A 4,136-nucleotide genomic window follows, 5' to 3' on the forward strand; every position below is an offset into this window, starting at 1 on the left:
CGGTGGTAAGGAAGAAAAGTATATATTGAAAATTTCTATATTTTTACTTTGGAGCTGTTTATTTATAGACTTGGTTTTTTCGAAAACGATAGCAATATCTTTTTTTAAGTGGTTTTTCCAATTAAACCCTTTATGTATAAAACGAATTATTTTCGTTTTTTTCTTTTCCTTTTTTTCAAGCCACAGTTCATTTCTTGCATCGTTAAAATAAAGTAAATCATACTCATCTTTCAATAATAGCTGTGATGCCATTCGATACATTGTGTACTGCTCTGATAAATCCATAATTAAGTACACCTCCAACTTTAATCATATCAAAAGAAGCTAGGTGTTACGTAATAAAATGATCATAAAGTAAATTTTGAATTAAAAGAGCAACATAACTAGTATGCGTAAAATGGTTGTAGGAGAAAATATATTGGTAAGAATATAGGCATTGTACTAATTTCGTTCATTTTTCAATCGATAGGGAAAAAACAAGCATAATTTCTTCATCATTTTCCATCGGTCATCCGTCAAAATGCTGCAATACGAATTCTATTTCTTTGAACTTTTTATGATAATCTTCAACTGGTTCCGGATGCTGGATAATGGAGAGATTAAAGCATTGAAGTTTTCTTCCTTATTTTCATGTTCATCTTAGTGAATGACATATATAAGACACCAGTAGGAAAAACAACAGCTGAAAATCCATTTAGGAAGCTGGGGAAATACCTAAATTAGTTGAGATATTGTACAAAGAGCGAACGATATGTCAACTGCGTTAATTTGTGCGTATTAAAGAGGAGGCTGTACAGAAAGGATAGCGTAAATTCTTCTGTTAAAATGCCATATAAGTACTATTAAACAAAAGAAATTACGCTTTCCTAAATTGGTAATATAAAATAAATAAATTAAACTTTCCTATAATAAATAACGGTTCAAAAAATAGCTTTAAAAAGGTAATTGCTAATTATTTGATTGATTTAAAAATAGTGGCACAACATTTTTTCTAAAATGTGGAATTTTCATTGAGGTTGTTACAAAAAATTTCCTAAGAAATCGAATAGCTAAAATTAAATTTAATAAACGATAGCGCAATTTGAATAAAACAGTTGATAAGCTAATTAAACTAATAATTATTGCAATTGTACGCATCTTCGACATCCTTTATAACTATGAATTTTCGGTATCCGGAGAATAGTGTAGTAGGGAGAAACATTTTAATATTTCCACTCATGGAATATACGCGCTTTTCGCGGGGCGAGTGGTGAGCCTCGTCGTGATACGCACTGTGGGGGCTCACCGCTTTCTTTGAGGCCACTAAAAAAGTCACCAAATACTTGTTAATTGCCGGAATCCGAGGGTTGCAGTGGAAGGCGGCCGCGTTCCGTCGGTATGGCCGCATCCGCTTCCCTCGCTACGCTCTGTCCACGATCTTCGATTCATGCGAAACCGATGATTTTCGCATCTTCCATTTTCTCGGTTCAGAGAGCCTTTGCCGATTTCCTACACAATAATCCGAATATCCGATTTTTCTTATGTTGCACATCCTGTTTCATTTTATACATTAGGAGCCAATATAACGATCGTACAATGATCTAGCTATGGCAGCATCTTCAGTCCCTTGTACAAGAACTCGACCGTCTGGGAAAATTACAAATTGAATCGATTCAATGCGAACCTTTAATAAAAATGGAGTCAACTGAACGGAACCAACTTCTGCTAATTTATTTTCCCAAAATTGTAAGTCCATTGCTGTACGAGTATGTATTTGAACTGTATCTCTACCACACAAAACGGTCTCTTCGTCTACTGCGTCTAATAATGAAGGGTATTTCTTTAAGCTACATGTCGGACAAGTTGGATCACTTGTCGTAAATTTTATATTGTACATACGGTTAAACCAACTATCAAATGATAGAAAGGTCGATCGAAGTTGATCATGATTGTTTGTTAAGTATTTAAGAGCTTCCGTTACTTGTAACGAGGAAACGATATCTACAGCAGGAGAAATAACACCAACTGTATCACACGTTTGTCCTCCTTCTCCTCCATCCTTAACAAGACAGCGTAAGCAAGGCGTTTTGTGAGGAATGAATAGTGCGGCCATTCCACGTCCACCTACTACACCACCATATGAAAAAGGAATTCCTTCTTGAAAGCAAACGTCATTTAGTAAATATCTAGTCGTAAAATTATCTGTACCATCCATTACAATATCAACAGACTGTACGAGTTCTCGTATATTATGTTTTGTTATATTCATAACATGCGCTTCAATCTTAACTTCGCTGTTTATTTTTTCTAATTTGTTTTTGGCAGCATATGCCTTTGGTACAGCTTCGCGGGCATCTTTTTCTTCAAATAACATTTGACGTTGTAAATTGCTAAACTCCACATAATCCCGATCAACGATCTTAATTCTTCCTACACCTGCGCGAACAAGATGGTTACAAATAACTGTACCGAGTGCACCAGCACCAACTACTAGAGCGGTGCTATCCATTAAATGTTTTTGTCCATGTTCTCCAATAGGCGCAAAAAGCATTTGTCGTGAATATCTATTCCGATCCATTTTCATCCCCCGTTACTATTTTAGTAGGTGTAATTAACTTTTTTATAGGTATGTCGTATTCTTTTATAGGTAATTCATCTACAAACTGATCATCGTTTAGCAGTGATAAGGTCTTATTGTTGTAATTTACTAAAAAGCGATCATAATAACCACCACCAAATCCTAGTCTATATCCCTCTTTTGTAAATAACAGTCCAGGAACAATTAATAGGTCAATCTGATTTTTATTTGCTCTATTTGCTTGTTCAACTTTAGGCTCAAGCAGATTGAAATTGCCTATTTCTACATCATTAAATGAAAAGATGTAATAAAAATCCAACGATTTTACTGAAGGCGTACTTTTTGGTATTAGCACTTTTTTGTTTTGTTTCCAAGCCATTTCAATTATAGGTACTGTATCCCATTCAAAGCTTTGGGAAACGGTAATTCCAATAGATCCTGCCATAACCCACTCCGGTTGGGAAAATAATTGCCTCTGTAGCTGTTGCTCAATTTGAACTTTTTGTTGGCCCGGTATGTTTTTAAGAGTTTGTATAGCTTTATTACGTAAACGAGATTTTTCCATACGATCACTCCATTCTTAAACCGTAAAAATACTTAATGTCTAATTTGTCTCATCTTTTTTTCTTACTATATTGATTGGATCCTATATGTTAGGCGTAGACTCGTAAAATGTGTCATCTACTGTCAGAGAGCATCAGCGAAATTTCTTGATCAACTCTATAATTAACTCCATTATACAAGATGTGGGAACGCATTACTTTTTACATTAAAAATTGATTGAGTCAAGTATTTGTGGGTGTTATTTTAAGAAGTTAAAAAACCTGTCTTTGTATTCGTTAATTTTAGTATTGATTCCTACCGACCGCAGTAGATATACACTACGCTTTCCGAGGAGGCTGAAGCCGTGCCCGCGGAAAGCATCCACCTGCAGTGAAAATCAACGGTGTTATTCATGTGTATATCGTTCGAAGTAAAATTGATCACATATTATCTAGTTAGATTCGTGCATCTGTTCCCCCACAAACATTTTCCTCATACTTAAACATTTATTAACTTTGTAAGGAATGATATACACTTGTTTGTAAACTGAACAGCCAAATTCATGTTAATCTTTTATAATAAAATGAGTTTGCGGATTTGCTTGTGGAAAATCCAGAAGTATTTCCTAGCGAATGGGAAGATGCGAGAGCGGGAGGAAAGAGTTTGATGAGACCACACCATGTGTACGATCAAGCTACTGCACGTCCGCCGAAAACGAGTTTTTACCTTTAGCGTTAATGTTAGAAATTACTTCTTTGTCTAATAGCTTTCGATTTATCATCCCATTTCCTGTGCGTAAAGCTAACTGAGCGACTAATAAAATCCACTTCGTCCCTTATTGTAGTTATGATCTTTATTATTACGTTGCGACTATTATTAATTTACGTATCATAGATAGCTCCTCAGATCCCATAAAAAAATTAAAACTCTTATCAAGTCGTGATAAGAGTTTGTAAACGTATTATTTAGTTTCACGATGTAAAGTATGTTTTTTCAACCGTGGACTATATTTTTTAAGCTCAATTCGTTCCGGATT

Annotated in this window: 3 protein-coding genes and 1 pseudogene; all 4 read right to left on the bottom strand. The window is 35.0% G+C overall.

Annotation, left to right across the window (positions count from 1 at the left end; all coding sequences use genetic code 11):
• Positions 1 to 285 (bottom strand): annotated as a pseudogene (locus tag ACLIBH_RS14205) (rhomboid family intramembrane serine protease); the annotation flags it as partial.
• 1,264 nt (positions 286 to 1,549) lie between these two features.
• The gene (locus ACLIBH_RS14210; protein WP_439317373.1) at positions 1,550 to 2,557 is read right to left on the bottom strand and encodes a ThiF family adenylyltransferase; all 1,008 of its coding nucleotides are present in this window, start codon (positions 2,555 to 2,557) and stop codon (positions 1,550 to 1,552) included.
• Positions 2,544 to 3,122 carry a 5-formyltetrahydrofolate cyclo-ligase gene (locus ACLIBH_RS14215; RefSeq protein ID WP_439317374.1) on the bottom strand — a complete coding sequence of 193 codons (579 nt, stop codon included), beginning with the start codon at positions 3,120 to 3,122 and terminating at the stop codon, positions 2,544 to 2,546. The genes ACLIBH_RS14210 and ACLIBH_RS14215 overlap by 14 nt, the downstream gene beginning before the upstream one ends.
• A gap of 939 nt (positions 3,123 to 4,061) precedes the next feature.
• Positions 4,062 to 4,136 (bottom strand): 50S ribosomal protein L33 (gene rpmG, locus ACLIBH_RS14220; protein ID WP_439317375.1); only part of this gene is annotated, 75 nt, incomplete at its 5' end.

The sequence above is a fragment of the Virgibacillus sp. W0430 genome (genome assembly GCF_051846935.1).
Taxonomy (GTDB): domain Bacteria; phylum Bacillota; class Bacilli; order Bacillales; family Amphibacillaceae; genus JBPYCR01.

Excerpts from the sequence above, each read along its gene's own strand:
- ACLIBH_RS14215 (WP_439317374.1), bottom strand. The coding sequence starts at position 3,122 with ATGGAAAAATCTCGTTTACGTAATAAAGCTATACAAACTCTTAAAAAC.
- ACLIBH_RS14210 (WP_439317373.1), bottom strand. The coding sequence starts at position 2,557 with ATGGATCGGAATAGATATTCACGACAAATGCTTTTTGCGCCTATTGGA.